A 26,064-nucleotide genomic window follows, 5' to 3' on the forward strand; every position below is an offset into this window, starting at 1 on the left:
GTGGCAGACGCCAGCCGAGCAGATCGTCACCGCCTCCGGGCTCCCCACAACCCCACTGGAAACCACGAGTGTGGACTGCGCCCTGTCACTTCCGAGGCTTCAAGCACTGGCTGCCCTGGACCGCCTCTGACGGGCTGGAGCAGAACAGAACACTGTTCTCTCCATTTCCACCGGGAGAACCGGATACGTCAACGCGGGCCCTCTTCGCTCCCTGGTTTCCCTGGCCGGCAACCACTCCGAGTCCCCTGGGGAGAGTTGGACGCGCTGTCTGATCGTCGATGCCGGGCTTCCTCCACCCGCCCTGCAAATCCCCGTCCACCTGCCAGGGTGGGGTGACGTCCGGCTGGACATGGGGTATCCGAACCTGCGCCAGGCCGTGGAGTACGACGGACGAGAGCACCACGGGTCACCTGCCGACATGACCCGTGACCGCGATCGCCGGCGGTGTCTCGCGGACGCAGGATGGAACGTGCTGGTCGTGAGAGGTCGATCGGTCTTGGTCGACCCCGTGCCCTTCCTCCGACAGCTCGCGTCCCGCCTGTGGAATCGCGGCTGGCATCCGGACTCAGGGCGGGCGGCGATGATCCGCAGGCGGACGAACTACATTGGCATGTGCTTTCGGAGAGCCCGAGAAGCGCGCTCGGCCGACTCTTCGGCGGCCTGGTGACAAGAACGCCCTTTCACCCTCGGCGGGGATCCGGGTCATTCCCCGTTGCGCAGGTCCTTCGGCGGGGTCCGGGTGTGGGTGATCTCGGTGAAGCGGACGGTGCTGCCCTCCCCGGTCGGGGACTGGGCGAGGAAGCCGACGCGCGCCGGGCCCTTCAGGGCGAAGTAGCGGATCAGGTGCCAGAAGCCGTCGCCGGTGTCGGCGTGGAAGGCGAAGGCGGTGCCGGTGCGGGTGACGCGCAGCCGGACGCCGTCGGGGTCGACGGTGAAGGAGTTGCAGTCGTCGGAGACCCCGTCGCGGGTCACCACCGACACGATGGTCGGCCTGCCCTGCGGGGACAGCTCCAGGCACAGCTTCGCGGAGTTCCCGTCGTCGACGTGGACGAACAGCACCCCGGCGTCGTAGGTGGCTCCGAAGTCGAGCGCGACCCGCGCGCTGAGGGTGAAGTCGCCGTCGAGGGCCGCCACCAGGGCCGGGGCGTTCGCCACCCGGTCCGGACCGCCCGGGTCGCCGAACAGGTCGGTCCGGGGCCCGGCGGTGACGGTGACCCGGTCGGGTCCTTCGACCCGGTGGCCGGCCGGGGCGACCAGCCAGCGCAGCGGCGCCGGAACGGCGGGGATCTCGACCGGGTCGGTCATCGGGGGCTCCTCAAACGTGGTCCGGGACTCTGAGATCATCGACCACCACCCCCCGGAAGCACAAGACCGCCTGCCCTCGGTGACTCTCCCGGGCGGTCCTGGCCTTTCCGGCGCCCGAGGGTCAGCAGTACTCGTAGACGTGGTCCGGGTGGCCGGAGTCCACCAGGTCGCGGTCGCGCAGGATCGTGGACGCGGGGGTGTCCGGGTCCTCGCAGACGTCGGGGAAGGGATCCTTCAGGTTGTCGGTGTACTCGATGTTCAGGACGCGGCCGTCGTAGGCGTCGGTGTACTCCCCGCACTCGTCGTACTGGGCGCACTCCTCGGAGACCGCGAAGTCGAACCCGACCTCGTCGCGGCCCCGGTCCACCACCTCCGAGGCGTTCTTCTGCGCGATGGCCAGGCCCTCGGCGTGGGCGGTCCCGGCGTACAGCGCAGCGGTCGCCATGTTGTCGTCCTCGGAGAGCAGCCCGTCGGTGCGGTCGAAGGAGTCGAGGTTGTCGAGCTCGACGGCGTCGAACCCCGCGTCCGCGCACCCGGTGATGACCTCGCCGATGATCTCGCCGACGCGCTCGCGCTTCTCCTCGGTCGAGGTGTCCAGGTACATCTCGTCCGGCCACTCGGGGTCGGAGACGACGTCGCCGTCGTCGTCGCGCAGGACCAGGTCCTCCTCCAACCAGAGGTCCCCCTCCCCCGGCTGGGTCTGGAACCCGTTGACGTAGCAGATGGAGTACAGGCCCTCGACCGGTTCGCCCGTGCTGTCGCGGACGACCACGGTGACCCCCTCGGGCGGGTCGTAGTCACCGCCCAGCTGGTAGTCGAAGCGGGCGCCGACCGGCGGCAGGGCGGGGTCCTCGCTCCCCGCGCCGGAAAGCTCGGCGCTCTCCTGGCCTCCGGGCGCGCACGCCCCGAGCGCGAGGACCGCGCCGAACACCGCCGTGGCCGTGGTCACCGAACGTCGTCTGATGGTGCGGATCTCGTCTCTCACCGGAACAGAGTAGCGAGACCGTTGTTCGTTCTCCCCGCTGATCTTGACCTTTTCGGGGTCTCAACCGCCTCCGAGACCCCGAAAAGGTCAAGATCGGCGAGGAGAACCACCGCGGACCCGGGCTCGACGGCTAGAGCACCACCAGGTCGTCGCGGTGCACGATCTCGCGTCTGTACTCCGAGCCCAGTTCGCGGGCGAGCCAGCGGGTGGAGCGGCCCATCAGGTCGGGGATCTCGGCGGAGTCGTAGTTGACCAGGCCGCGCGCCACGGTGTTGCCCTCCTCGTCGCGCAGGTCCACCGGATCGCCCGCGCTGAACTCGCCCTCCACCTTGACCACCCCCGCCGGGAGCAGGGAGGCCTTCTTCGCGACCACCGCGCGCACCGCGCCCGGGTCCAGGACGACGCTGCCCCGTCCGGCGGTGGCGTGGGCCAGCCAGAGCTGGCGGCTGGAGGGGCGCCGGTGCCCTGCCGGGGCGAAGAACGTGCCGACCGGCGCGCCCTCCAGCGCTGCGCGCGCGTTGGCGGCCGAGGTCAGGACCGTGGACACGCCCGCCTCGGTGGCGATGCGCGCCGACTCGACCTTGGTGACCATGCCGCCGGTTCCGACCCCCCTGCGCCCCGTGCTCGCGACGTCCACCCCGACCAGGTCGTCGGGGCCGTCGACCCGGGCGATCCTGCTGGAGCCGGGCAGGCTCGGGTTCCCGTCGTAGAGCGCGTCCACGTCCGAGAGCAGCAGCAGCGCGTCCGCCCGGAGCAGGTGCGCGACCAGGGCGGCGAGCCGGTCGTTGTCGCCGAACCGGATCTCGTGCGTGGCGACCGTGTCGTTCTCGTTCACGATCGGCACCGCGCCGATCTCCAGCAGGCGGATCAGGGTGCGCTGGGCGTTGCGGTACTGCGCCCGGCGCATCAGGTCCTCCACGGTCAGCAGGACCTGCGCCGCGGTCAGCGAGTGCCGGGCGAACTCCGCGGTGTACCTGGCCAGCAGCAGGCCCTGGCCGACGCTGGCCGCGGCCTGCTGGGTGGCCAGGTCACGCGGGCGCCGGGCCAGCCCCAGCGGGGCCAGGCCGGCGGCGACCGCGCCGGAGGACACCAGCACGACCTCGATCCCGGCCCCGCGGCGCTCGGCCAGCACGCCGGCCAGCTCCGCCATCCGGTCGTGGTCGATGCCGCCCTCCGGGGTGGTCAACGAGGACGACCCCACCTTGACCACGATCCGTCGAGCTCCGATGATCGCCGAACGCGCCTGCTCGACGCCTTCGCTGCCCACTTCGGTTGTCCTTTCCACGAGCGCGGAGGGGTGGTCAGCCCAGCCGGGAGTCGGTGCCGCGCGGCCCCGGAACGATCTCCTCGGCGTTGATGGTCGGGTCCCAGTCGAAGACCACCGCGTCCTCCTCGTCGCCGATGCGGACCTCGGCCCCCTCGGTCGCGCCCGCCTTGGCCAGGGCCTCCTCGATACCGAGCCGGTTGAGCCGGTCGGCGAGGTAGCCGACGGCCTCCTCGTTCTGGAAGTCGGTCTGGCGCACCCATCGGGCGGGCTTGTCGCCCAGCACCCGGAAGACGTTGTCGCCCGCCTTGACCACCTGGAACGGCACCTCGCCGATCTCGCGGGGACGCAGCACCGTGCGGGTGGGCTCCTCGACGGGCCTGGCGGCACGGGCGGCGGCCACCTGCTCGGCGAGCGCGAAGGACAGCTCCCGCAGACCCTCGCGGGAGGCCGCCGACACCTCCAGGACCCGGTAGCCGCGCTCCTGGAGGATGGGGGCGACCATCTCGGCGAGCTCTCGGGCCTCGGGCACGTCCACCTTGTTCAGCGCCACGATGCGCGGCCGGTCGGACAGGTCGACGCCGGTCCGCTCGCCGTAGACGGCGAGTTCGGCCTCCAGGACCTCCAGGTCGCTGACGGGGTCGCGGCCCTGCTCGTAGGTGGCGCAGTCCAGCACGTGCAGCAGGGTCGAGCAGCGCTCGATGTGCCGCAGGAACTCCAGGCCCAGGCCCTTGCCCTCGCTGGCCCCCGGGATCAGACCCGGGACGTCGGCGATCACGTACTGGACGGTGCCCGCCTCGACGACGCCGAGGTTGGGGATGAGCGTGGTGAACGGGTAGTCGGCGATCTTGGGGCGCGCGGCCGAGAGCGCGGCGATCAGCGAGGACTTGCCCGCGCTGGGAAAGCCCACCAGGCCGACGTCGGCGATGGTCTTGATCTCCAGCCGGATGTCCAGCTCCTCGCCGGCCTCGCCCTTGAGGGCGAAGCCGGGGGCTTTGCGCTTGGTGGAGGCGAGCGCGGCGTTGCCGAGACCGCCGTGTCCGCCCCCGGCGATGACCAGCCGGGTGCCCTGGCCGACCAGGTCGGCGATGACCTCGCCGTCCGCGCCTGTCACGACGGTGCCGTCGGGGACGGGGAGCACCAGCTCCGCGCCGTTGGCACCGGACCGGTGCCCGCCCTGGCCGGGCGTGCCGTTGCCCGCCTTGCGGTGCGGGCGGCGCTGGTACTCCAGCAGGGTCGCGGTGTTCCCGTCCACCTCCAGGACGACGTCGCCGCCCCGGCCGCCGTTGCCCCCGTCGGGACCGCCCAGCGGCTTGAACTTCTCCCTGTGGATGGAGGCACAGCCGTGCCCGCCGTCCCCGGCCTTGACGTGCAAGACCGCTTCGTCGACGAAATCGGGCATGGCTTCTCCCTGGTTACTTTCCGTATGAACGCGCGTGAGGCGGGCCAGTCACACTGGCCCGCCTCACGCGTTGGTACTGCGCCGTCCTACCGGGCCTTATTCAGCGGCGACCGGGGTCGGGACGATGCTCACGGCCTTGCGGCCGCGACGGTTGCCGAACTCCACCTTGCCCGCGACGAGCGCGAACAGGGTGTCGTCGCCACCGCGGCCGACGTTGTCGCCCGGGTGGAAGTGCGTGCCGCGCTGGCGGACGATGATCTCACCGGCGTTGACGGCCTGACCGCCGAAGCGCTTGACACCGAGCCGCTGGGCATTGGAGTCGCGCCCGTTACGGCTGGACGATGCGCCCTTCTTGTGTGCCATCTCGAGCTCCTCCTGCTACTTCGCGGCGATACCGGTGACGCGGACCTGGGTGTACTTCTGGCGGTGTCCCAGGCGCTTCTTGTAACCGGTCTTGTTCTTGTACTTCAGAATGTTGATCTTGGGGCCCTTGGCCTCGCCGAGGACCTCCGCGGTGACCTGGTAGCCGTCCAGCTCGGTGGTCTCGCTGATCACCTTGCCGTCGTCGACGACAAGCAGCGGCTCCCACGTGAGCGTGGCCCCTACCTCGTCGGTCACCTTGTCGATGTTCAAGACGTCATCGACGGAGACCTTCTCCTGTCGGCCGCCCGCTCGCACGATCGCGTACACCGGGAAACTCACTTCCTGCTCGCTTCAGAAAAAATGCGCTCAAAATCGACCGCAGTCGTCAACCCGCTCGCCCCTGAAAGAGATGGCGTGGGAATCGAAAGGAGGTCTCGGGCGCGCGAACATGTGGGGCGCGCCGACGCACCGGACCTTAGATTACCACTCACCGGCCAGGGGCGAGCACGTCACGGTATCGGTCCGGCCGGGCGGCGGACCGCCCGGCCGGCGGATGTCAACCGGCCTCCGCCACGGCCGTCTCCGGGGCGGCCTTGCGGCGGGTCCGGCGGCGGCGCGGGCGCTCGCCCGCGGAGTCGGCCTCGGCTGCCTGGTCCGCGTCGGCCTCGACCGGCTCAGCGGGCTCTGCCGCCGCGACGGGCTCGGCCGGCCCGGCCGCGGGAGCGGCGTCCTCGGGCTCGGGCGGCGGGCCCGCGGCCCGCTTGGCGCGGCGGGGCGTCCGGCGCGCCGGCTTGGCCTCGGCCTCGGCGGGGACCGCCACGGGCTCGGGCGCGGCCACGGGGGCCACCGGGCCCTCCTCGGCCTCGACCGGCTCGCTCCTGGCGGGCTCGGGCGCGACCTTGTCCGCCTTGTCCGCGCCGCCCTTGTTCTTCTTCTTGCGCCCGCCGCCGCTCTGCGCGCCGTTGCCGTTGCCGTTCGCCCTGGCCTCGACGGGTTCGGTGTGCAGGACCAGGCCCCGGCCGTTGCAGTGCTCGCAGGAGTGCGAGAACGCCTCCAGGAGCCCCTGCCCGACGCGCTTGCGGGTCATCTGCACGAGGCCCAGCGAGGTGACCTCGGCCACCTGGTGCTTGGTGCGGTCCCGGGACAGGCACTCCAGCATGCGCCGCAGCACCAGGTCCCGGTTGCTCTCCAGCACCATGTCGATGAAGTCGACCACGATGATGCCGCCGATGTCGCGCAGCCGGAGCTGGCGGACGATCTCCTCGGCCGCCTCCAGGTTGTTCTTGGTGACGGTCTCCTCGAGGTTCCCGCCCTGCCCGGTGAACTTGCCGGTGTTGACGTCGATGACGGTCATCGCCTCGGTGCGGTCGATGACCAGGGAACCGCCGCTGGGCAGCCAGACCTTGCGGTCCAGGGCCTTGGCGATCTGCTCGTCGATCCGGTAGGCCTCGAAGACGTCGCGCTCCCCGTCCCAGTGCGACAGCCGCTCGGCCAGGTGCGGGGCGACGTGGTCGACGTAGTCGCGCACGGTGTCCCACGCGTCGCCCCCGGAGACGACGAGGCCGGAGAAGTCCTCGTTGAAGACGTCGCGGACCACCCGGACGGTCAGGTCCGGCTCACTGTTGAGCAGCGCGGGGGCCGTCGCCGACTTGGACTTGCGCTTGATGGAGTCCCACTGCTTGGCCAGGCGCGAGATGTCGCGCTCCAGCTCCTCCTCGCTGGCGCCCTCGGCCGCGGTGCGCACGATCACGCCCGCGCCGGCTGGCATGACCTTCTTCAGGATCTGCTTGAGCCGGGCTCGCTCCTTGTCGGGGAGCTTGCGGCTGATCCCGGTCATGGAGCCGTCCGGCACGTACACCAGGTAGCGGCCGGGAAGGCTGATCTGGCTGGTCAGGCGGGCGCCCTTGTGGCCGAGCGGGTCCTTGGTGACCTGGACCAGGACGGACTGGCCGGACTTGAGCGCCGACTCGATGCGGCGGGGCTGGCCCTCCAGGCCCGAGGCGTCCCAGTTGACCTCGCCCGCGTACAGCACGGCGTTGCGGCCCTTGCCGATGTCGACGAAGGCCGCCTCCATCGAGGGCAGCACGTTCTGCACCCGGCCCAGGTAGACGTTGCCGACGTAGGACTTGTGGTCGGCGCGGTCGACGTAGTGCTCCACGAGCACGTCGTCCTCCAGCACCGCGATCTGGGTGCGCTCACCCGTGCGGCGGACCACCAGGTCCCGCTTGACGGACTCGCGGCGCGCCAGGAACTCGGACTCGGTGATGATCGGCGGGCGGCGGCGGCCCTGCTCGCGGCCCTCGCGGCGGCGCTGGCGCTTGGCCTCCAGCCGGGTGGACCCGCGGACGGACTGGACCTCGTCCTCGATCGGGCGCTCGGCGCGGGCGGCACGCGCGGGGCGGACCCGGACCACCGTGTTCGGCGGGTCGTCGGGCTCGGCGGTCTCTCCGTCGGAGTCGCCCCCGGAGCGGCGGCGGCGACGGCGGCGACGGCGGCTGCCCGTGGCGACGGCCTCGTCGTCCCCGCCGCTCTCGTCCTGCTCGGCGGTCTCGGCGTCCGCGGGCTCCTCGGCGGCGTCGCCGAAGGCATCCTCGTCCCCGCCCTCGTCCTGCTCGTCACCGGTGCGCGCCTTGCCCCGGCCGCGGCCGCCCCTGCGGCGACGGCGGCGGGAGGGCCGGTCGTCGTCGGCCTCGTCACCGGAGGCGTCCGCCTCGTCCTCGGCCACCGCCTCGGTCTCGTCCTCGTCCTCGGCGTCCGCCTCGACCACGGCCGGGACGAACACCACCGGGGGCTGGAAGAGCACCATGGGCGGCTGGAAGGTGACTGTGGCGGCGGACTCGGGGCGCGGCTCCTCCGCGGGCTCCTCGACCACGACCGCGACCTCGGGCTCCGCGGCCGGCTCGGGCTCCGCGACCTCGGGCTCCGCGGCTTTGGAGGACCTGCGGGCGCGGGTCCGCGTCGTCCCGGTGGCGGCCTTGGCCGCGGTCCTGCGGGTGCGCTTCTTCGGCTCCGCGGGAGCCTCGGCGGCCAGCTCGGGCTCCGCGGCCTCGGCGACCGGTTCCTCCGGGGCACGGGCCGCCTCGGCGGGGACGGACTCCACGGAGGCGGCGGCCACGGTGGTGCGCTTCGGCGCGGGGGACGGTTCGGGGTCGGGTTCGGGCGGCGGTCCCGCGGGACGGCTCACGGCGCGCCCGCGGCGCACCGGCGCGGTCACGCGCACCTCGCCGGACGCGCCGACGGCCGCCGATCCGTTCGGCCGTGTGTCCGTTTCGGTTTCAGTTGTGCCCTCGGCGTCTTCTGCGCCGTTGCTGGGCTCGTTCTCGAGCATCCGGGCGGTCTCCCGTCAGAGTTCTCGGGCGCGGTCCCGGCGCGGTGCGCCCGGACCTCGTCCCACGAGAACTGTCGTCGCTGTGTCTGCGCCGGCGCCGTGCTGACGACGCCGGTTCAAAGTCCTTGTGGTGCGCCCACGTTCCCCGTCCGGGATCGCGTGGAAGCGTTCCCGGTGTGTGCGCTGACGGCCGTGGCGCCTGGATCCGAGGCCGCGTCCTCCGCGGCGAGCGGGTCTGCGATGGCTCCTGAAGCCTCGTCGAGCGGCCCCTGCGCCAGCCTGGTCATCAGTGGTGATGACGGCGGCGCGAGGCCGGCAACCTGACGGAGGCCGGTCACCACGTCGTCGGGTCGTACGGCAGGTGTCGTGTGCCGTACGATCAAGCGAAGTATGGCATATGTCTCTTGTCGTTCTATCGCGGCACGCCTGTCGACGTCCAGGTAGAGGACGGGCGGGCGCGTGTCGAAGCGGCGGAGGCCCTTCTTGGTGAGCCGTTCCACCTCGACCCGCTCGGCCGTGCGGAACACGGCCGCCGCGGCCGCGGCGTCATCGGGGGTGACGCCCGGCAGTTCGATCCGCCACTCCGACGCCTCCAGGCGGTCCGCCAGCCCCCCGGCCGCCGCGGGGACCGCCTCGATGACGTCGATGCCCTGGGGCATCGCCTCGTCGAGTCGGACACGCAGTCGTTCGGGGTCGAGCGGCTCGGTCAGAGTGAGTTCGAAGTACTCCGCCTCACTCGCCACCCCCGTGGGAGCGGCACCCGTGTAGGAGATCTTGGGGTGAGGCGAGAACCCCGCGGAGAAGGCAACGGGAACCTCGGCCCTGCGCAGCGCGCGTTCGAGCGCGCGAGCGATGTCGCGATGGCTCGCGAACCTCATCCGGTGGCGTTTGGCGTATCGCACACGCATCCGGTGGCCCGGGCTTCCGTTGGAGAGCGAATCGGCGCCCTCTGGTGCGGGGGGCAGCTCAGCTCCTTTCCTCCTGGACTCCCTGAACGGACCGGCACGGTCGACGCGTGCGTCCGCGGGAGCTTCCTTATTACCTTTTCAGCGTACGGTGCGTGCCGGTGGACTCGCACCACCGCCCTGCTCGTACACAACCCGTTCGGGGCGGTGTGTGTTCCGGCACAGTAGGTGCTCTTCCCATCCGGGCGGTGGTTGAAAAGCGTCCGATCCCGCGAGTGGGGCGCGATTCCGGTACAGGGGCCCGGCCCGATCGCCCTTCCGGAAAATTTTTCCAAGAAATCCGGATTTGCTGCCAACCATCCCCGGGGACGGCACGTCTAAGTACTTGTACGGCCCGGCGCGAGCGGGGCGCCGGGCCGTACCCCGACTCCCGCGTCGGCTTCCGGCGCCTCTCAGGTCACCGGATCACCGTCAGCGGCAGCAGTTTCGCCTCCGCCCCGGGATGGATCTGGATCTCGGTCCCCATGCTGGGGCAGACCCCGCAGTCGTAGCAGGGGCTCCACCGGCAGTCGTCGACCTCCACCGACTCCGCGCCGTGCAGCGCGTCCTGCCAGTCCTGCCAGAGCCACTCCCGGTCCAGACCCGCGTCCAGGTGGTCCCAGGGCAGCACCTCGTCGGCCGCGCGCTCGCGCACCGTGTACCAGTCCAGGTCCACCGGCTCGCCGGCCAGCGCCTTGTCCGCGGCGACGGCCCAGCGGTCGTAGGAGAAGTGCTCGCTCCAGCCCTCGAAACGGCCGCCGTCGAGCCACACCTGCTCCACGACCCCGGCCAGGCGGCGGTCCCCGCGCGAGAGCAGCCCCTCGATGATGGAGGGCCTCCCCTCGTGGTAGCGCAGGCCCACCGACTTGCCGTAGCTCTTGTCCGACCGCAGGACCGCCTTGAGCTTGCGCAGGCGGGCGTCCACCGCCTCGTGCGGGGTCTGCCCCGCCCACTGGAACGGGGTCTGCGGCTTGGGCACGAACCCGCCGATGGACACCGTGCAGCGGATGTCCCTGCGGCCGGTGACCTCCCGCCCCGCCCTGACGACCTCGCGGGCCAGGTCCGCGATGGCCAGGACGTCGGCGTCCTCCTCGGTGGGCAGGCCGCACATGAAGTAGAGCTTGACCTGGCGCCAGCCCGCGGCGTACGCGGCGGTGACGGTGCGGATGAGGTCGGCCTCGGTGACCATCTTGTTGATGACCCGGCGCATCCGCTCGCTGCCTCCCTCGGGCGCGAAGGTCAGGCCCGAGCGGCGGCCGTTGCGGGTGAGCTCGTTGGCCAGGTCGATGTTGAAGGCGTCCACGCGGGTCGAGGGCAGGGACAGGCCGGTGTTGGTGCCCTCGTAGCGGTCGGCGAGGTTCCGGGTGATGTCGCCGATCCGGCTGTGGTCCGCGCTGGACAGCGACAACAGGCCGACCTCCTGGAACCCCGAGGAGCGCACGCCCTGGTCGACCATCGAGGCGATGACCCGCTCGCTGCGCTCGCGCACCGGGCGGGTGATCATCCCGGCCTGGCAGAACCGGCAGCCGCGGGTGCAGCCGCGGAAGATCTCCACGCTGAACCGCTCGTGCACGGATTCGGCGAGCGGGACGATCGGGTTCTTGGGGTACGGCCACTCGTCGAGGTCCATGACGGTGTGCTTGTGCACCCGCCAGGGCACCCCGCCCCGGTTGGGCGTGTAGCGCTCGATCCGGCCGTCGGGCAGGTAGGTGACGTCGTAGAAGCGGGGGACGTACACGCCGCCGGTGGCGGCGAGCCGGGCCAGCAGCGCGTCGCGGCCCCCCGGCGCGCCCTCGCGCTTGAACTCGCGGATGATCTCGGTGACGGCCAGCGCGATCTCCTCCCCGTCGCCGAGCACGACGGCGTCGAGGAAGTCCGCGATGGGCTCGGGGTTGAACACCGAGTGCCCCCCGGCCAGCACGATCGGGTGGTCCTCGCCCCGGTCGGCCGCGCGCAGCGGGATCCCGGCCAGGTCCAGCGCGGTGAGCATGTTGGTGTAGCCCATCTCGCTGGCGAAGCTGATCCCGAACACGTCGAACGCGGCCAGCGGCCGGTGCGCGTCCACCGTGAAGTGCGGCACCCCGTGCTCGCGCATGAGCTTCTCCAGGTCCGGCCACACCGCGTAGGCGCGCTCGGCGAGCACCCCCTCGCGCTCGTTGAGGACCTCGTACAGGATCTGGATGCCCTGGTTGGGCACGCCCACCTCGTAGGCGTCGGGGTACATCAGCGCCCACCGCACCTCCGCGCCGTCCCACTCCTTGACGACGGAGTTCAGTTCACCTCCCACGTACTGGATCGGCTTGTGCACATGCGGCAGCAGCGCTTCCAACCTCGGAAAGACGGATTCGACGGGCATAAGAGCAGACCTTACGTTCTCGGACGTTCCAGAAGGGCCGACCAACCGGCGTCTACCCCGGCCAGGGGGGACGCCGCCTTCACACCTGGTAGATCTCCAGATCCGTCCTGGCTCCGGACGAACCGATCAGGTGGGCGATGTCCCCGGGGTCGCTGGTGACGACCAGACTCGCGTCGTACTCCAGCGCGGCCGCCACCACCAGCGCGTCCACCGCGTCGCTCGTGCCGGATCTGCCGAGAAGCACCCCTGCGGCCTTGGCCAGCCGCTCCGACGGCTCGACGACGAGGCATCCCTTGAGGAACCGCGCCAGCATCGCCTGCTTGGCGCCGTCACGCCACGCCCGGGTGACGACAGGGGAGACCACGATCAGTTTCCGCTGCTGCGCGTGGACTTCGTCCTTAAGAGCCCATACCGTCTTCACCTGCTTCTCCGCCATGACGAGCGCGCCCGTGTCGAGCACCACCCCGAAGTTCCCCATCAGGCGGACTCGGCTTCCCTCATGAGCTTGCGCGCATCCGCGCCCGCGAGGACCGCGCGAGCGCGGGCGCGTTCCGACACCGTGATCTCACCGGCCTCGGCTTCGAACTCACGAACCGCGGCCCGTCCCTCCTCGCTTCGCCGGAGGGACTCGAGGGCCTCGGTGATCAGAGCTGACAGCGACACCCCTCTGGCCCTGGCGGTCGTCTTGGAGGCCTCGAGAAGCTCCTCGGGCAGGGTTACCGATACTTTGTGTGACGCCATACAGCGAGGCTATCAAAAGGCGATAATCATCGCCTGGTATTGCGCCCTTCGCCCCCTTCCAGGGAACCTCCGGCGCGGGGGTGGTTCGGCGTGCCGGTGCTTCGGGTGGGTCGTTCGGCCGCACGCCACGCGGATCGCGAGGTCACGGCGGGCGGCGACGGCGGGTGAGGGTCGGGGCCGCGCCCACGACGTCCGTCGCGTGAGGGGTCCGTTGACGGTCGTGGGCTTTCCGCCCTTCCCGGCCCCGAAACGGGCGGAAACCCCACGGCCGTCAACAAAACCACCGGTGCCCGAATCCACCCCCGCGCCGGAGCCTCCCTATTCGAACCCCCGGTCGTGCGCGCGGATGGCCAGGACCAGGCCGACGGCGGTGAAGTTGGCGACGGCCGCGGTGCCGCCGTAGGAGACGAACGGCAGGGGCAGGCCGGTGATCGGCATGATCCCGAGGGTCATGCCGATGTTGACGAAGGACTGGACGCAGATCCAGGCCGCGACGCCGGCGCAGACCAGGCGGCCGTAGGGCTGCTCGCAGTGGGCGGCGATGCGCAGGGTGCGCAGCAGGACCACGCCCAGCAGGACGATGATGGCCGCGCCTCCGATGAAGCCGAGCTCCTCGCCCGCGACGGTGAAGATGAAGTCGGTGTGCTGCTCGGGGACGAACTTGCCGCTGGTCTGCTCACCGCGGAACAGGCCGGTGCCGTTGACGCCGCCCGAGCCGATGGCGATGAGCGCCTGGTTGGCGTTGTAGCCGGCCCCCTGCGGGTCCGCGGTGGGGTCGATGAAGGTGGCGAAGCGGGCCAGCTGGTAGTCCTCGAGCAGGCCGAACCACCACACCGCGAGGACGCCCAGCAGGCCGCAGCCGACCAGGCCCAGCACCCAGCGCAGCGGGGCGCCCGACAGGGCCAGCATCCCCAGGTAGACGCCGCCCAGGACCATCGCGGTGCCGAGGTCCGGCTGGGCCAGGATCAGCCCCATCGGCACGGCCAGGACCAGCAGGCTCATCAGCACGTCCCAGGTGGCGGGGGCGTGCTCGCCGTCGCGGGGCTCGCCCAGCAGCGTGGCCGCGCCCAGGATCAGCGCGATCTTGGCGACCTCGCCGGGCTGGGCCTGGAAGCCTCCGACGACGAGCCAGGAGCGCGACCCGTTGACGACGGCGCCCATCGGGCTCAGTACCAGGGCCAGGCCGACGGCGGCGAGCGTGAAGACGACGGGCGCGTAGGCGCGCGCCACCCGGTAGTCCACTCCCGCGACGGCGAGGCAGGCCAGCAGGCCGACCGTGAGGTGCGCCAGGTGGCGCCGGGCGAAGCCGGTGAACTCCACCGGGCCGCCCGGGGGGATCGTGGACGCCCACACCAGCAGGACGCCCAGCACGCCGAGCGCGGCCACCGCCGACAGCAGCGCCCAGTCCAGGCGTTGCGGCAGCCCCACTGCTATCAGGCGCCCGGCCCGCGCGCCCAGGGAGGACCGCCGGAGGTATCGGTCGGAGTGCAGCGACATGTGTTTCTCCTGGATCACTTGCCGGGCGCCCGGACGGTCCCGTCAGGGCGGACCGTGGGCAGTTCGGAGGGGGGCTCGCCGCCGGGCAGCGCGGGCTCGCGCTTCCCCGGCCCCTCCTGCTCCCCCTCCTCGCCCGGTCCGGCACCGGTCTGCTCCTGCTCCTGCGGGGCGAAGCCGTAGATGCCGTCGTAGATCTCGCGGACCACCGGAGCCGCCACCGTGCCGCCGGTGCCGCCCTGGGAGATCAGCACGACCACCGCGAACCGGGGGTCGTCGGCGGGCGCGTAGGAGGCGAACCAGCCCGACTCGCGCTTGCCGGTGACGGTGCCCGTCCCGGTCTTGCCCGCGATGGACACCTCGTCCTGCGGGAACCCGTTGAAGGCGCCCGAGGCGGTGCCCTCCTTGGGCACGTCCTCCAACGCGTCCCGCAGGTACTCCAGGGTGGCGTCCGAGACCGGCAGCCGCCCCGCCACCACCGGCGGGATCTCCCTCGCCCCGGAGCCGTCGGCCTCGATCAGCGCCTTGCCCACGCGCGGCTCGTACAGGGTTCCGCCGTTGGCGATGGCCGCGTAGGCGTTGGCCAGCTGCAACGGGGTGACCAGAACGTCGCCCTGCCCGATGGAGAAGTTCGCGGCGTCGCCCGCCCGCCACACGTACCCCTCGGTGCAGTTCTCGGTGGCCACCCTCTTGAGGTAGTCGGCGTGCTGGGGGTTCTCCTCCGCCACCTCGGGGTAGCCGGTCCGCGCCCGTCTGCAGCTGTCCTCCTTGGTGGCCTCCCAGTACTCCCGCTTCCAGGTGCGGTCCGGGACGCGCCCGGGGCTCTCGTTGGGCAGGTCGATGCCGGTGGGCCGTCCGAAGCCGAACCCCCTGGCCATGTCGACCATCGGGTCCCGGGGGTGCTGGACCGGGTCGATGCCGCCGTCGGCGAGCCACATCTCGTAGCCGAACCGGTAGAAGACCGTGTTGCAGGAGACCACGATCGCCTTGTGCAGGCTGATCGACCCGTGCGCGCCGCCCTCGTAGTTGCGGAACGCCCGGTCCCCGACGTTGATGGAGCCGGGGCAGTCGTAGGTGCCGTCCAGCGGCGACCCGTTCTCCACGGCGGCGGCCAGCGAGGAGACCTTGAAGGTGGAGGCGGGCGGGAACTGGCCCTGCAGGGCACGCGAGATCAGCGGCTGGCCGGCGTCCTCGGACAGCAGCCGGTCGTAGGTCGCCTGGTCGATGCCGCCGTCCCACACGGCCGGGTCGTAGGTGGGCACGCTCGCCATGGCGATGACCCGTCCGGTGCGCACGTCCAGTACCACCCCGGCCGCCGAGTCGGCCGGGTAGCCGGCCGACCTGGCCCGTTCGATGCCCCCGGCGAGCGCCTTCTCGACGATCTTCTGCACTCCGGCGTCGATACTGGTGACCAGGTGCGCGCCGGGCCGCTGAGGGGTGTCGGAGACCACGCCGGTGACGTTCCCCTTGTTGTCCACGGCGAGGGTGCGCACCCCGGCGACGCCGCGCAGCCACGCGTCGTAGGTGCGCTCCACGCCGTCGCGCCCCACCTGGTCCACCCCGCTGAACTGGGCGCGCAGCTCCTCGCGCGCCCGCAGCTCCTCCTCGGTGACCGGCTGGAGGTAGCCGAGCAGCTGCGCGGCGCTCTGCCCCTGGGGGTAGTCGCGCACGGCGTGCTGCTGCGCGGAGATCCCGGGGAAGTCCTCCTGGCGCTCCCTGATCTGCAGGGCCAGCCTGGGGTCGACGTCCTCGGCCAGGGTGATCGGCTGGTAGGGCGAGCCGGGCCAGCAGGGGCGGCTCACCTCCGGCCCGCACAGCCGGGTGCGTTGGCGCAGCCGCTCGACCGGGACTCCCAGCACCTCGGAGAGGCGCGCCAGGACGGCGTCGCCGCCGTCCGGCTGCGCGGCCAGGGCGTGGAAGTCCGCCGAGACCACGAGTTCGGTCCGGTTGTGCACCAAGGGGCGGCCGGCTGCGTCCAGGATCTGGCCCCGGGTGGCCGGGATGACCAGGTTCTGGGTGCGGTTGGCCGCGGCCAGGGCCTGGTAGTGCTCGGCCATCGGGACCTGGAGGTACCACAGCCGTCCCGTCAGGACCGCCAGCAGGCACAGGACCAGCGCCTGGGCCGCCACCACCAGGCCGATCCGCCCCTGGCGCGGTCCTCGCGCCGCGTCGGGGATGTTCCTGGGGGGGATCACCTGCGGCTCCTCCTGCTCGTCCAGGACACGTCGCCGATCCCGGTGAAGTCGTCCCCCGTTCGGCGGCGCACCGCCCACAGGCTCGGGTACAGCACGAACGGCGCGACGGCCGCGGTCAACAGCAGCGTCACCGCGAGGTCGGAGGCCACGGCCTCCAGCGTGATCCGGGGGTCGCCCAGCACCACGCCGACGAACGCGAAGCCCAGACCGGTGACGACGGTGGCCGCGGCGGCCGCTCCCAGCGGCCGCAGGGCCGAGCTCTCCGCGGGTTCGCGCAGCGCCCCCACGACGTACCCCGCCAGGCACAGGGCCATCGCGTAGCGGCCGAACTCGTGGTCGCCGGGCGGCGCGGCGTCCACGGCCAGCCCCGAGGCGAAGCCGGCGACCGCGCCCGCGGTCGCCGAGGAGCGCAGCGCGATCGCGGTGACGGCGAGCAGCACCAGGTCGGGCGCTGCCCCCCAGGGCAGCGGAAGCCGGTTGACGGCGGTGACCTGGACGACCACGGCCGCCGCGAGCAGCAGTGCCGCGAGGATCCAGCGGCTCACCGGTCCCCTCCCTTCGGCGCGGACCTCAGGAGCGAGTCGCGCGGATCGTCCTCGGGTTCGGCCACGACCACGCCGACGACGTCGATCCGGCTGATGTCCGCGAACGGGGTGACGCGGGCGGTCCGGCTCAACGCGCCCGGGGTGTCGGCCACCTCCGTGACGGTGCCCACCGGGACGCCCGGGACGAAGGGCGCGCCTCCGTGGGAGCCGAGGGTCACGACGCGGTCCCCCTCGCGCACGACCGCGCTGCCGTCCAGCAGTTCGAGCACCAGCGGCGACCGGTCGGTGACGGCGTTCCCGGTTCCGTCGACCACTCCGATCTCCTTGGAACCCGCCAGCCGGACGCCGACAGCGGAGGCGCCGTCGGTGACCAGGGTGACGGTGCTGGTCTGCTCGGTGACCTCGGTGACCCGCCCGACGAGGCCGTCCCTGCTGATCACGGTCATGTCGGGGGCCACGCCGTCGCGCGCGCCGACGTCCAGCGTGACCGCGTCGGCGTAGCCGTGCCCGGTGAGCCGGGTGACGGCCTGGGCCGCGACGATCTCGTACCCGCCCAGGCCCGACAGGGTGAGCAGGTCGGCGAGTTCGGCCGAGCGCGCGCCGTCGCGTTCGAGGGCGTCGACCTCGGCGGCGAGTTCGGCGTTGCGCCGTTCCAGCTCGTCGATGCGCGCGGCCGAGGCGGGAGCCGCGGCCAGCGCCGCGGTGACCCCCGTGACCGGCGCGGCGGCGACGCCCACCGCCGAGGCGAGCGGCACGAAGGCCGCCGCCCCGGCCGCGCGGGCGCCGCCGCTGACCGGGTCGCCCTCGACGCGCACGTCCAGGACCAGCAGGACCAGCCCCACGGCCAGGAGCAGCACCAGCGCGGCCCGGGACCGGGGTGTGTCGCGCGGCATCGTCAGTGCCGCCGTTCCGGCACCAGCACCTGGTTGAGGCGTTCGTAGTTCTCCACGCAGGTGCCCGAGCCCAGCGCCACGGAGTCCAGCGCGTTGTCGGCGAGGTGGATGGGCATCCCGGTCTCGTGCCGCAGCCGCTCGTCCAGCCCGCGCAGCAGCGCGCCGCCCCCGGTGACGACGATGCCGCGGTCCATGATGTCGCCGGACAGCTCCGGCGGGCACTTGTCCAGGGTGGTGCGCACGGCGTCGACGACGGAGACCACCGGCTCCTCGATGGCCAGGCGGACCTCCATGGCGGACATGACCACGGTCTTGGGCAGCCCGCTGACCAGGTCGCGCCCGCGCACCTCGGCGTGCAGCTCCTCGGCGTCCGTCGGGTAGACCGACCCGATGGCCAGCTTGAGCTCCTCGGCGGTGCGCTCCCCGATCATCAGGGAGTACTCCTTCTTGATGAAGTTCATGATGGCGGCGTCGAGGTCGTCGCCGCCGACCCGGATCGACTGCGAGATGACGATGCCGCCCATGGAGATGACCGCGACCTCGGTGGTCCCGCCGCCGATGTCCACGACCATGTTCCCGGTGGGCTCGTGCACCGGCAGCCCGGCGCCGATGGCCGCGGCCATCGGCTCCTCGATGATGTAGACGCGGCGCGCTCCCGCCTGGTAGCCCGCCTCCTTGACGGCGCGGTGCTCCACCGAGGTGATTCCGCTGGGCACGGCGACGACGAGTCTCGGCTTGGCGAAGTGGCGCCGTCTGTGGGTCTTCTGGATGAAGTACCGCAGCATGCGCTCGGTGATCTCGAAGTCGGCGATGACCCCGTCCTTGAGCGGCCGGATGGCGGTGATGTTGTCGGGGGTCCGGCCGATCATCTGCTTGGCCTCGGCGCCCACCGCGACGATCTTTCCGGTCGAGGTGTTGAGGGCCACGACCGAGGGTTCGTTCAGGACGATGCCCCGGCCGCGCACGTACACGAGCGTGTTCGCGGTACCCAGGTCGACTGCCATGTCACGGCCGAGAAAAGCGAGATTATTGGTCATGTAACGTCCTCAGCGGCGCCAAACGGGATACGGCTTGCCCGGGTCGGGGATGCGGTGGATGCGGAGTCGATCCGCTGGGCTCAGCACTCAAGCCCTTCACAGGGTAACTCTGTGGAGTTATTTAGTTACGCAAACGCGCCGGTTTGTTCCGGCCCGCACGGCGAGACGCGAAACGGCCGGGCGGCTCCCGGCCGTGGTCGGACCGGGAGCCGCCCGGCCGCTGCCGGGATTCGGTGTTCGATACGCGCGTGCTACCCCAGGTCGGGGAAGAACAGCTTGATCTCGCGCTCGGCGGAGTAGGTGGAGTCCGAGCCGTGCACGATGTTCGCCTGGACCTGCAGGGCGAAGTCGCCGCGGATGGTGCCCGGGCCGGCCGCGACCGGGTCGGTGGCCCCGGCCAGCGCGCGGAAGGCCTCGACGCAGCGGTCGCCCTCGACGACCATCGCGACCAGCGGGCCGCTGGTGATGAAATCGACCAGGGAGGGGAAGAACGGCCGGGAGGCGTGCTCCTCGTAATGGGTCCTCGCGGTCTCCGCGTCCAGGGTGCGCAGTTCGAGCGCGACGATCTTGAGGCCCTTCCGCTCGATGCGGGAGATGACGTCGCCGATGATGTTGCGACGCACGCCATCGGGCTTGATCAGGACAAGGGTGCGCTCCACGGTGGTTGTCTCCTCGACAGGATCGTTCGGTGTTCGACGGTTCCGCCGGTCCGGACGCGGCCCGGGGCGTGCCTCCAGGGCCGTTCCGGGATCCGCGGCCGCCGGGACGACGCCCGCAGTCCGCCCCGGGAGCGTCCGGGAGGCACGACCTCGGGGAAACGCCCTACCTTCGGTCGTGCGTACACTACCGGTTCGTCAGCCGCCGTCCCGCCCGCTCGGCGCATCGGCCCCCGACTCCTGCCGCGCCTCGTACTCGGCGCGGGCGCTCTCGTACTCGGCCTTCATCGCGTCGGTGCGCCGCCCCAGGACCACCCCCGCGATCCACAGCGAGACGAAGACGATCCCCAGGTACGGCAGGCCCGGCACGAGCAGGCTGCTGACCACGAACCCCGCCTGGAGCGCGCACGCGGCGTAGAAGCCCCAGGTGAAGCGCTGCACGGCGGTCAGGAGCAGCGCGGCGAGGGCCAGCCCGCCCCACACTCCCCCCGCCAGCGCGGGCGGGTGCCCTCCGAGCTGGATGGCGACCGGGACGGCCAGCCCCAGGATGATCGCCTCGAACACCAGGACGACGGCGCATATGGTCCGCACGGTCACTCCCTCTTCATCAGGTGGGTGGTGTCTCCCGCGGTGACGACCGAACCGGTCACGAGCACGCCAGCCCCTCCGAACTCCTCGCTCTGCTCCGCGAGGGTGACGGCCTGCTCGATGGCGTCGTCCAGGCGGTCGGCCAGGTGGACGCGGTCGACGTCGAAGACCTCCTCCGCGATCTCCTTGAGCTGTTCGGGCGCCATACTGCGCGGCGAGGAGTTGCGGGTGACCACGATCTCGTCGAGCAGCGGCTCCAGCGGCTCCAGGATGCCCTCGACGTCCTTGTCCGCCATGATCGCGACCACGCCGACGAGCCGGTCGAAGGAGAACGCCTCCCGGAGGGTGTCCACGCTCGCGGCCATCCCCGCCGGGTTGTGTGCGGCGTCCACGATGATGGTGGGGCTGGTCCGCACGATCTCCAACCGTCCCGGCGAGGCCGTCTTGGCCAGGGCTCCGCGCACCAGGTCGGGGTCGAGCCCCTCGTCACCCTCGGCCGGGGAGGCGAACGCCTCCACGGCGGCCAGGGCCACCGCGGCGTTGGCCGCCTGGTGGGCGCCGAACAGCGGCAGGAAGATCCCGTCGTATCCCGCGCGCAGGCCCCTGACGGCGATCTGCTGGCCGCCCACGGCCACGTCCCGGTGGACGACGCCGAACTCCAGCCCCTCGCGGGCGACCTGCGCGCCCACCTCGGCGGCGCGGCGCATCAGCGCCTCGGCCGCGGGCAGCGGCTGCTGGGCGAGCACCGCGACGGAGCCGGGCTTGATGATGCCGGACTTCTCCTCGGCGATGCCCTCGACGGTGTCGGGAAGGTAATCGGTGTGGTCGATGGAGACCGGCGTGACGACCGCGACGTCGGCCTCGACGACGTTGGTGGCGTCCCAGGTCCCGCCCATGCCCACCTCGACCACCGCCACGTCCACGGGCGCGTCCGCGAAGGCCGCGTAGGCCATGGCGGTGAGCACCTCGAAGAACGACATCGGGATGTCGCTCCGGGCGTCCACCATCTCCACGTACGGCAGGACATCGGTGTAGACCTCGACGAACGCCTCCTCGGAGATCGGTTCGCCGTCGATCACGATGCGCTCGCGCATGGACGTCAGGTGCGGGCTGGTGTAGCGCCCCACCCGCAGCTGGCGCTCCCGGAGCAGGCCGTCGATCATCCGCGCGGTCGAGGTCTTGCCGTTGGTCCCGGTCACGTGGACGACGCGGTAGTTGGCCTGGGGCTCGCCCAGCAGGTCCATGACCGCGCGGATGCGCTCCAGCGTCGGGTGGATGAGCGACTCACCCGCGCGGCCGAGGATCTCGGCCTGGACCTCCTCGTAGCGCGAGGGCGCCTGTTCCCTGTTCACAGCGTTGGCTTCGTCGTCTTGTACACGACTTCAGCCTAGGGCAGCACGCCCGGTGACTCGCTCCGGGTTCACCGCCGGTGAACGGCGGCGCGGCCCCGTCGGAGGTCGACGGGGCCGCGCCGCGGGGCCGGTCCGGTTCAGTACCTGAACTGGTTCTGCGGGTTGAACTCGTCCATGGTGACCCTGTCGGCGTTCCTCAGGCGCGGGTCGTCGATCCTCAGGACGTCCAGGCCCATCTGGATGTCGCTGGAGTAGACGTAGCCGTTGTAGTAGTAGGCCGACCAGCTGCCGCCCAGGGAGAGCCGGGTGTCCGACAGCGGGCCCCGGTCGAAGTAGCCGATCTCCTCGGGGGCGGACGGCTCGTTGAAGTCGATGACGGACACGCCGCCCTGGTACCAGGACTGCACGAAGTAGTCCTTGCCCTTGACCGGGATCAGCGAGCCGTTGTGGGCCACGCAGTTCTCGGTGCTGGTCTGATCGCGGGGGATCTTGAAGTACCCGGCGAAGTCGAGCCGGACGTCGTCCGCGCCGTTGGGCCTGATCCTGCCCTTGAGGTCGTAGAAGGCGTTCGCGCCGTGCGTGTCGCCGACGCCCGGCAGGCAGGTGGCCGCGCCGCCGCCGCCCAGCTCGTCGGTGAAGAGCACCCGCCTGCCGTCGTTGCTGAAGGTCGCCGAGTGCCAGAACGCGAAGTTCTCGTCGTCGCGCACCCTCTCGACCACGGTCGGGTTGACCGGGTCGGAGATGTCCATGATCACGCCGTCGCCCATGCAGGCGCCCGCCGCGATGTCCCTCTCCGTGTAGACGGTGATGTCGTGGCAGCCGGTGGTCGCGGCGATCCGGTTGCCGTCGACGGTGCCGCCGGGGTTCCCGCCGTCGGGGAAGAGCACCGGCTCGTTGACGACCTTCGCCGCGCCCGGGTCGTCGTGGGCGACCCTGATGACCGAGATCTTGTCGTGCGGCGGCCGGCAGTTGGGGAAGCCGGCCGAGGGCGAGTAGGAGGAGACGTAGAGGTAGTCGACGTCGGCCCTCCCGCCCCGGCCCCGTCTCTCCTCGGTCTGGATCAGGGTGTGGGTGTGCGAGCCGCAGTCGGTGCGCACGGCGGCCACGTACTGGGGATTGGCCTTGTCGGAGATGTCGAAGACCCGCACGCCCTCGAAGGCGGTGGCGCTGCCCGCGCTGGCGGCGGGACTGCCGCAGTCCTCGTCGGCGCGGGGGTAGTCGACGGAGAAGTACAGCAGGTCGCCGCTGACCGAGACGTCCCCCTGCCCGCCCGGGCACAGCACCTGGCTGACGACGGAGGGGGACTCGGGGTCGCTGATGTCGTAGACGACGAAGCCGTCGTAGTTCCCGCCGATGGCGTAGTCGCCGGTGAAGGCGAGGTCGCTGTTGTAGGAGGCCTGGGACGCGAACGGGCCGGACTTGGGGATGTTGGCGACGTGCTCGACGTTGTCGCTGGCCACGATCTCACCGACGGCCGGGGGCCCGTCAGCCGAGGCCGCCGACGGCACCAGGGCGGCGGCGAGGACGAGCGCGCCGGTCGCGGCCACGGCTGCGGCCCGCCTCCGCGGGAGCCGTCTCGCGGACGGCCCGGGGGATATCGGCATGTGGGCTCCTGTTCAAGTGCACGCCGAAAATTAGCGCAAACGTATCCGACGCCCCGCGGTCTGAACAGGTGGTTGAAATCCGTCGGACATGACAGTTCGTAGTCACCACAGGTCACACCTTATACACTGACCGTAAAAATTTTCATCCCGGGTCGACGCCCTGGACAAGTCGCCGTGTTTTGCGTAGACAGTCCGCAGCGGTGCGGACAGCGGAGGAAGGAACGACCGGTGCGGCGGAGCCTCGTGGTCACGATGGGCGCGGTCCTGCTCTTCCTCGGCGGCACGGGATGCGCGGACTCCGCGCCCGGCACCGCCGGCGACGTCCCGGTGCTCGCCCCCGGCGCGCCGGGCGGGACCGCGACCCCGGCGTCCGAGGAGCAGCTCGCCGCGGCCCTCGAAGACGTCCGACACAACGAGGCCGACCACGACTACATCGTCGCGATGATCGCCCACCACGGCCAGGCGCTGGAGATGACCGCGCTCGCGCCCGACCGGGTCCGGGATCCGGGGCTGCGCACGCTGGCCGAGCGGATCGACCTCGCCCAGCAGCCGGAGATCGACCTGATGGAGGACTGGCTGGAGACCAACGTGTACGGCCCCGGCCGGGAGAACCCCGCCCACCAGGACTACTGCGGTCTGGAGGGCGGCCCGGACCACCACGGCGCGGACGGCTGCGTCGAACCCGACCACTCCGCCATGCCGGGCATGGCGACGCCCGAGCAGCTGGACGAGCTGGAGGCCGCGTCGGGCGCGGAGTTCGACGCCCTGTTCGTGGAGCTCATGGTGGCCCACCACGAGGGGGGCGTCAGCATGGCCGAGGACGTCATGATCGACGGCAGGCATCCCCGGGTGCTCACCATGGCCAACGACCTCATCACCGACCAGCGGGTCGAGATCGGCCGCCTGGAGTCGGTACTGGACGACTGAGGGACGACTGAGGGACGACTGGGGCGCCCCGCTCCTTTACCCTTCTTTGCCCTTGTCGGCGCTTCGTCCCGTCCCTGCCGGACAGTGGGCGGGCACACCGCCGCCGAGGGGACGAGGGGGAGTCCGCATGCGTCGCAGGGAGACCACCGGCCGGCGCCGCGCCGGGTTCGCGGGGGGCGCGGCCTTGGCGCTCGCCCTGGCGGGCGGGTGCGGCGCCGACGAACCGGACTACGGCGGCCCGGCCCCGGCCCACAGCGCCGTGGAGCCGCACGAGACGGCCGCGCTGCCGCAGCCCGAGGTCGACCTCCTCGGCGCGCGGGACGCCGTCCTCGAGAAGCAGCCGGAAGCACTGGTCCACGACGTGGAACTGGAGGAGGACAGCATGGAGTGGCTCGTCGAGTTCACCCTCGACGACCTCCAGCGCGGTGCCGTGGTCGACGCGATGAGCGGCGACGTCGTCCAGGACCAGGAACTCCCCCACGACGACAACGACGCCCCCCAATGGGACCTCGCGTCCCTTCCCGAGGGCAGCCTCGACACCGCCGTCGCGGCGGCCCTGGAGGAGAGCGAGGGCGACCGGGTCGTCGACGCCTCGCTGAGCGGGAAGGGCGACCAGCTGGTCTGGGAGATCGAGGTCGACGACCCCGACCCGGCCGACGCCGGGACCGAGACCACGGTCGACGTCGACGCCGGGACCGGCGACGTGCTCGGAACCGAGAGCTGACGACGAGGAGGGGCGCCCGCGGTTCCGGAACCGCGGGCGCCCCTCCTCGTCGTCAGAGCGGGATCAGGCGCTCTTCTCCTCGCGCTCGGGCGGCAGCTGGGTGCGTGGCACGATCGTCGGGTAGACGTGCTCCAGGACCGCCTCGCGGGTGATGATCACCTGCGCGACGTCCTCGCGGCTGGGCACCTCGTACATCACCGAGAGCAGCACCTCCTCGATGATGGCGCGCAGCCCCCGGGCGCCGGTGGCGCGGATGATGGCCTGCTCGGCGATGGCGTCGAGCGCGTCGGCGGTGAACTCCAGCTCCACGTTGTCCAGCTCGAAAAGCCGCTGGTACTGCTTGACCAGGGCGTTGCGCGGCTCGGTGAGGATCTGGATGAGCGCGGCGCGGTCGAGGTTGTGCACGCTGGTGATGACCGGGAGGCGCCCCACGAACTCCGGGATCATCCCGAACTTCAGCAGGTCCTCGGGCATGACCTCGCCGAAGCGGTCCGCCGCGTCCATCTCCTGCTTGGAGCGCAGGACCGCGTTGAAGCCCATTCCCTGCTTGCCGATCCGCGACTCGATGATCTTCTCCAGTCCGGCGAACGCGCCGCCGCAGATGAAGAGCACGTTCGTGGTGTCGATCTGGATGAACTCCTGGTGCGGGTGCTTGCGCCCGCCCTGCGGCGGGACGCTCGCGGTGGTGCCCTCGAGGATCTTCAGCAGCGCCTGCTGCACGCCCTCGCCCGAGACGTCCCGGGTGATCGACGGGTTCTCGCTCTTGCGCGCGACCTTGTCGACCTCGTCGATGTAGATGATGCCGGTCTCGGCCTTCTTGACGTCGTAGTCCGCGGCCTGGATCAGCTTGAGCAGGATGTTCTCGACGTCCTCGCCGACGTACCCGGCCTCGGTCAGCGCGGTGGCGTCGGCGATCGCGAACGGGACGTTCAAGATCTTGGCCAGCGTCTGCGCCAGCAGCGTCTTGCCCGAGCCCGTGGGGCCCAGGAGCAGGATGTTGGACTTGGCGATCTCGACGTCCTCGTCACGAGGCCGGTCGCCCTCGGACTGCACCCGCTTGTAGTGGTTGTAGACCGCCACGGACAGGGCCTTCTTGGCCTGCTCCTGGCCGATCACATACGAGTCGAGGAATTCGTAGATTTCCCGAGGCTTGGGGAGGCTGTCCCATTTCAACTCGGTCGCGTCAGCGAGCTCTTCCTCGATGATCTCGTTACAGAGCTCGATACATTCATCGCAGATGTACACACCGGGACCCGCGATGAGCTTCTTCACCTGCTTCTGGCTCTTGCCGCAGAACGAGCACTTCAGCAGGTCTCCACCGTCGCCGATGCGTGCCACCCAGCCACTCCTTAAAACGTAGG

The 26,064-nt window shown here is 71.3% G+C and carries 23 protein-coding genes; 2 read left to right on the top strand and 21 right to left on the bottom strand.

Annotation, left to right across the window (positions count from 1 at the left end; all coding sequences use genetic code 11):
* Positions 1 to 702: 702 nt before the first annotated feature.
* From EV190_RS19485 to EV190_RS19580, 20 genes are all read right to left on the bottom strand, one after another.
* Entirely contained in the window at positions 703 to 1,305 is a 603-nt protein-coding gene (locus EV190_RS19485) for a DUF1349 domain-containing protein (RefSeq protein WP_133743037.1), read from the bottom strand.
* A 121-nt stretch (positions 1,306 to 1,426) separates the two neighbouring features.
* Positions 1,427 to 2,290 (bottom strand): endo alpha-1,4 polygalactosaminidase, encoded by an 864-nt coding sequence (locus tag EV190_RS19490; RefSeq protein WP_243742684.1) that lies wholly within the window; start codon positions 2,288 to 2,290, stop codon positions 1,427 to 1,429.
* 130 nt (positions 2,291 to 2,420) lie between these two features.
* Positions 2,421 to 3,557 (bottom strand): glutamate 5-kinase, encoded by a 1,137-nt coding sequence (gene proB, locus EV190_RS19495; RefSeq protein ID WP_208113248.1) that lies wholly within the window; start codon positions 3,555 to 3,557, stop codon positions 2,421 to 2,423.
* Between the two features lie 34 nt (positions 3,558 to 3,591).
* Complete coding sequence (gene obgE, locus EV190_RS19500) at positions 3,592 to 4,956, bottom strand: GTPase ObgE (protein WP_133743039.1); 1,365 nt, start codon at positions 4,954 to 4,956, stop codon at positions 3,592 to 3,594.
* A gap of 96 nt (positions 4,957 to 5,052) precedes the next feature.
* Positions 5,053 to 5,319: a 50S ribosomal protein L27 gene (gene rpmA, locus EV190_RS19505; RefSeq protein ID WP_133743040.1), complete on the bottom strand. Its 267-nt coding sequence runs from the start codon at positions 5,317 to 5,319 to the stop codon at positions 5,053 to 5,055.
* Positions 5,320 to 5,334: 15 nt separating this feature from the next.
* Positions 5,335 to 5,646 (bottom strand): 50S ribosomal protein L21, encoded by a 312-nt coding sequence (gene rplU / locus EV190_RS19510; protein ID WP_133743087.1) that lies wholly within the window; start codon positions 5,644 to 5,646, stop codon positions 5,335 to 5,337.
* Positions 5,647 to 5,875: 229 nt separating this feature from the next.
* Positions 5,876 to 8,647 carry an Rne/Rng family ribonuclease gene (locus tag EV190_RS19515; protein ID WP_133743041.1) on the bottom strand — a complete coding sequence of 924 codons (2,772 nt, stop codon included), beginning with the start codon at positions 8,645 to 8,647 and terminating at the stop codon, positions 5,876 to 5,878.
* A 116-nt stretch (positions 8,648 to 8,763) separates the two neighbouring features.
* Positions 8,764 to 9,525, bottom strand: coding sequence for a TIGR03936 family radical SAM-associated protein (locus EV190_RS19520; protein WP_243742685.1), 762 nt, complete (start codon positions 9,523 to 9,525; stop codon positions 8,764 to 8,766).
* A gap of 484 nt (positions 9,526 to 10,009) precedes the next feature.
* The gene (locus EV190_RS19525) at positions 10,010 to 11,947 is read right to left on the bottom strand and encodes a TIGR03960 family B12-binding radical SAM protein (RefSeq protein ID WP_133743043.1); all 1,938 of its coding nucleotides are present in this window, start codon (positions 11,945 to 11,947) and stop codon (positions 10,010 to 10,012) included.
* A 79-nt stretch (positions 11,948 to 12,026) separates the two neighbouring features.
* On the bottom strand, positions 12,027 to 12,425 hold the full coding sequence (locus tag EV190_RS19530) for a PIN domain-containing protein (protein ID WP_133743044.1): 399 nt from the start codon (positions 12,423 to 12,425) through the stop codon (positions 12,027 to 12,029).
* Positions 12,425 to 12,688, bottom strand: coding sequence for a hypothetical protein (locus EV190_RS19535; RefSeq protein ID WP_133743045.1), 264 nt, complete (start codon positions 12,686 to 12,688; stop codon positions 12,425 to 12,427). The genes EV190_RS19530 and EV190_RS19535 overlap by 1 nt, the downstream gene beginning before the upstream one ends.
* 318 nt (positions 12,689 to 13,006) lie before the next feature.
* Positions 13,007 to 14,185, bottom strand: a complete 1,179-nt coding sequence (rodA, locus tag EV190_RS19540; RefSeq protein ID WP_133743046.1) for a rod shape-determining protein RodA — start codon at positions 14,183 to 14,185, stop codon at positions 13,007 to 13,009.
* Positions 14,186 to 14,199: 14 nt separating this feature from the next.
* Positions 14,200 to 16,374 carry a penicillin-binding protein 2 gene (gene mrdA, locus EV190_RS19545; RefSeq protein WP_243742688.1) on the bottom strand — a complete coding sequence of 725 codons (2,175 nt, stop codon included), beginning with the start codon at positions 16,372 to 16,374 and terminating at the stop codon, positions 14,200 to 14,202.
* On the bottom strand, positions 16,374 to 16,922 hold the full coding sequence (gene mreD, locus EV190_RS19550; RefSeq protein ID WP_133743047.1) for a rod shape-determining protein MreD: 549 nt from the start codon (positions 16,920 to 16,922) through the stop codon (positions 16,374 to 16,376). The genes mrdA and mreD overlap by 1 nt, the downstream gene beginning before the upstream one ends.
* Complete coding sequence (mreC, locus tag EV190_RS19555) at positions 16,919 to 17,815, bottom strand: rod shape-determining protein MreC (RefSeq protein ID WP_133743048.1); 897 nt, start codon at positions 17,813 to 17,815, stop codon at positions 16,919 to 16,921. The genes mreD and mreC overlap by 4 nt, the downstream gene beginning before the upstream one ends.
* Before the next feature lie 2 nt (positions 17,816 to 17,817).
* Positions 17,818 to 18,852: a rod shape-determining protein gene (mreB, locus tag EV190_RS19560; RefSeq protein ID WP_133743049.1), complete on the bottom strand. Its 1,035-nt coding sequence runs from the start codon at positions 18,850 to 18,852 to the stop codon at positions 17,818 to 17,820.
* A 251-nt stretch (positions 18,853 to 19,103) separates the two neighbouring features.
* Positions 19,104 to 19,511: a nucleoside-diphosphate kinase gene (ndk, locus tag EV190_RS19565; RefSeq protein WP_133743050.1), complete on the bottom strand. Its 408-nt coding sequence runs from the start codon at positions 19,509 to 19,511 to the stop codon at positions 19,104 to 19,106.
* Between the two features lie 195 nt (positions 19,512 to 19,706).
* A complete protein-coding gene (locus EV190_RS19570; RefSeq protein ID WP_133743051.1) occupies positions 19,707 to 20,099 on the bottom strand; it encodes a DUF4233 domain-containing protein in 393 nt (130 codons plus the stop codon).
* A 2-nt stretch (positions 20,100 to 20,101) separates the two neighbouring features.
* Positions 20,102 to 21,448, bottom strand: coding sequence for a bifunctional folylpolyglutamate synthase/dihydrofolate synthase (locus EV190_RS19575; protein ID WP_133743052.1), 1,347 nt, complete (start codon positions 21,446 to 21,448; stop codon positions 20,102 to 20,104).
* Positions 21,449 to 21,585: 137 nt separating this feature from the next.
* On the bottom strand, positions 21,586 to 23,052 hold the full coding sequence (locus tag EV190_RS19580; RefSeq protein ID WP_133743053.1) for an LVIVD repeat-containing protein: 1,467 nt from the start codon (positions 23,050 to 23,052) through the stop codon (positions 21,586 to 21,588).
* Positions 23,053 to 23,304: 252 nt separating this feature from the next.
* Between EV190_RS19580 and EV190_RS19585 the strand changes: the two genes are divergently transcribed.
* Together EV190_RS19585 and EV190_RS19590 are read left to right on the top strand one after the other, a co-directional pair.
* Positions 23,305 to 23,979: a DUF305 domain-containing protein gene (locus tag EV190_RS19585; RefSeq protein ID WP_133743089.1), complete on the top strand. Its 675-nt coding sequence runs from the start codon at positions 23,305 to 23,307 to the stop codon at positions 23,977 to 23,979.
* A 127-nt stretch (positions 23,980 to 24,106) separates the two neighbouring features.
* Positions 24,107 to 24,703 carry a PepSY domain-containing protein gene (locus EV190_RS19590; protein WP_133743054.1) on the top strand — a complete coding sequence of 199 codons (597 nt, stop codon included), beginning with the start codon at positions 24,107 to 24,109 and terminating at the stop codon, positions 24,701 to 24,703.
* Between the two features lie 63 nt (positions 24,704 to 24,766).
* On the opposite strand, the gene clpX is transcribed toward EV190_RS19590, so the two are convergent.
* Entirely contained in the window at positions 24,767 to 26,041 is a 1,275-nt protein-coding gene (gene clpX, locus EV190_RS19595; protein WP_133743055.1) for an ATP-dependent Clp protease ATP-binding subunit ClpX, read from the bottom strand.
* Between the last annotated feature and the right edge of the window lie 23 nt (positions 26,042 to 26,064).

Source organism: Actinorugispora endophytica, from assembly GCF_004363075.1.
Taxonomy (GTDB): domain Bacteria; phylum Actinomycetota; class Actinomycetes; order Streptosporangiales; family Streptosporangiaceae; genus Actinorugispora; species Actinorugispora endophytica.

Excerpts from the sequence above, each read along its gene's own strand:
- EV190_RS19530 (WP_133743044.1), bottom strand. The coding sequence starts at position 12,425 with ATGGGGAACTTCGGGGTGGTGCTCGACACGGGCGCGCTCGTCATGGCG.
- mreB (WP_133743049.1), bottom strand. The coding sequence starts at position 18,852 with ATGACCAATAATCTCGCTTTTCTCGGCCGTGACATGGCAGTCGACCTG.
- EV190_RS19580 (WP_133743053.1), bottom strand. The coding sequence starts at position 23,052 with ATGCCGATATCCCCCGGGCCGTCCGCGAGACGGCTCCCGCGGAGGCGG.
- EV190_RS19535 (WP_133743045.1), bottom strand. The coding sequence starts at position 12,688 with ATGGCGTCACACAAAGTATCGGTAACCCTGCCCGAGGAGCTTCTCGAG.
- EV190_RS19520 (WP_243742685.1), bottom strand. The coding sequence starts at position 9,525 with ATGAGGTTCGCGAGCCATCGCGACATCGCTCGCGCGCTCGAACGCGCG.
- rpmA (WP_133743040.1), bottom strand. The coding sequence starts at position 5,319 with ATGGCACACAAGAAGGGCGCATCGTCCAGCCGTAACGGGCGCGACTCC.
- EV190_RS19590 (WP_133743054.1), top strand. The coding sequence starts at position 24,107 with ATGCGTCGCAGGGAGACCACCGGCCGGCGCCGCGCCGGGTTCGCGGGG.
- EV190_RS19485 (WP_133743037.1), bottom strand. The coding sequence starts at position 1,305 with ATGACCGACCCGGTCGAGATCCCCGCCGTTCCGGCGCCGCTGCGCTGG.
- mreC (WP_133743048.1), bottom strand. The coding sequence starts at position 17,815 with ATGCCGCGCGACACACCCCGGTCCCGGGCCGCGCTGGTGCTGCTCCTG.
- EV190_RS19525 (WP_133743043.1), bottom strand. The coding sequence starts at position 11,947 with ATGCCCGTCGAATCCGTCTTTCCGAGGTTGGAAGCGCTGCTGCCGCAT.
- rodA (WP_133743046.1), bottom strand. The coding sequence starts at position 14,185 with ATGTCGCTGCACTCCGACCGATACCTCCGGCGGTCCTCCCTGGGCGCG.
- EV190_RS19585 (WP_133743089.1), top strand. The coding sequence starts at position 23,305 with ATGGGCGCGGTCCTGCTCTTCCTCGGCGGCACGGGATGCGCGGACTCC.
- obgE (WP_133743039.1), bottom strand. The coding sequence starts at position 4,956 with ATGCCCGATTTCGTCGACGAAGCGGTCTTGCACGTCAAGGCCGGGGAC.
- EV190_RS19515 (WP_133743041.1), bottom strand. The coding sequence starts at position 8,647 with ATGCTCGAGAACGAGCCCAGCAACGGCGCAGAAGACGCCGAGGGCACA.